General features: G+C 59.2%; 1 protein-coding gene. It reads left to right on the plus strand.

Going from position 1 to position 1,972, the window contains the following annotated elements; all coding sequences use genetic code 11:
• Window positions 1–1,951 (plus strand): intein-containing recombinase RecA (gene recA, locus AC2VOU_RS10980; protein ID WP_486957405.1); only part of this gene is annotated, 1,951 nt, incomplete at its 5' end.
• Window positions 1,952–1,972: the final 21 nt, after the last annotated feature.

A 1,972-nucleotide genomic window follows, 5' to 3' on the forward strand; every position in this document is an offset into this window, starting at 1 on the left:
GTCCTCGGGTAAAACCACCGTCGCCCTGCACGCGGTGGCCAACGCCCAAGCCGCCGGCGGCATCGCGGCGTTCATCGACGCCGAGCATGCGCTGGATCCCGACTACGCCAAGAAGCTGGGTGTGGACACCGATTCGCTACTGGTGTCTCAGCCCGACACCGGTGAGCAGGCGCTAGAGATCGCGGACATGCTGATCCGCTCGGGTGCTCTGGACATCCTGGTCATCGACTCGGTGGCCGCGCTGGTGCCGCGGGCGGAGATCGAAGGCGAGATGGGTGACAGTCACGTCGGCCTACAGGCCCGGCTGATGAGTCAGGCGCTGCGGAAAATAACCGGTGCGCTGAGCAATTCGGGTACCACGGCGATCTTTATCAACCAGCTTCGCGAAAAAATCGGAGTGATGTTCGGGTGTGGGTCCTGGTACACCAACGTCACGCTGGCTGATGGATCGACTGAAAAGCTCGGAAAGATCGTCAACCAGAAGATGGATGTCGAGGTCTTGTCCTACGACTTCGAATCCGGTCAGATCGTCCCGCGCAAAGTGACCAACTGGTTCAACAATGGCAAGACAGAAGAGTTCCTGCACTTCAAGGTTGATCGGCCCGGAGGCGGGACAGGTCGCGGTCACGCCAGCATGGCCATGACTCGAAATCACCTCATTCGAACTCCGGGCGGCTGGCGCGAAGCTGAAGACATCGCCGTTGGTGACCGGGTGATGTTGGCAAAACCGAGCTTGCTCAGTGACCAGCAATGGGAAGTTGTACTGGGATCCTTGATGGGTGACGGATGCCTATCTCGTCCAGTCCGGCAAGATTCAGAAAGCGCACGACTTCGTATGGGACACGGGGCAAAACAGTCGGAATATCTCGACTGGAAGGTCTCCCTGTTCGCGAACATCCCACACTGCCGCACCAGTAACGGAAAAGGAGCCGTGTTCGCAGACTTCACTCCGCTCTCCGAGCTTCATGAGCTAATGAGCGCAGTGTATTTGGGCGATGGTAAGAAGTTCCTCTCCGAGGCGTATCTCAAGGCGCTAACCCCATTGGCGCTAGCCATTTGGTACATGGACGACGGTTCGTTCAGCCTTCGGTCGAAGGGCTTACAGCAGCGCACTCAAGGTGGTAGCGGGCGAATCGAGATCTGTGTTGAGGCAATGAGCGACGGGTCGCGGGTTCGCCTGCGCGACTATCTGCGCGACACCCACGGCCTGGACGTACGACTGCGAAAGGCTGGTGCGGCAGGTAAGGCGGTGATGGTCTTCTCGACGCAGGCCACTGCAAGGTTCCAAGAGTTCATCGCGCCGTACGTACACCCGTCCATGGCATACAAGCTGTTGCCACGTTTCCGCGATCAGTTCAATGTGGAACCGCAGTTTGTCGCACCGACGATGCAGCTGATGCCGGCCCGTGTTACTGAGATCGAGCCGAAGACGGATTACCCCATCATGAGCCGTTTCGACATCGAGGTCGAGGGATCGCACAACTACTTTGCCGACGGAGTCATGGTGCACAACTCGCCCGAAACAACAACGGGTGGAAAGGCTTTGAAGTTCTACGCTTCGGTTCGCTTGGACGTGCGCCGCATCGAGACGCTTAAGGACGGAACCGACGCGGTCGGCAACCGCACCCGCTGCAAGGTGGTCAAGAACAAGTGCAGCCCCCCGTTCAAGCAGGCCGAGTTCGACATCCTCTATGGCAAGGGCATCAGCAAGGAAGGCTCGCTCATCGACATGGGTGTGGATCAGGGCTTTATCCGTAAGTCCGGGTCGTGGTTCACCTACGAAGGCGAGCAGTTGGGGCAGGGTAAGGAGAACGCCCGCAACTTCCTGCTGCAGAACGTCGACGTGGCCAACGAGATCGAGAAGAAGATCAAGGAAAAGCTCGGCATCGGTGCCGTGCTGACCGACGAGTCCGCCAATGTCGAGCCCCTCCCCGCTCCCGTCGACTTCTGAGCCATCGCGCGAGGAGCAGGC

Source organism: Mycobacterium sp. TH-M25 (assembly GCF_057473665.1).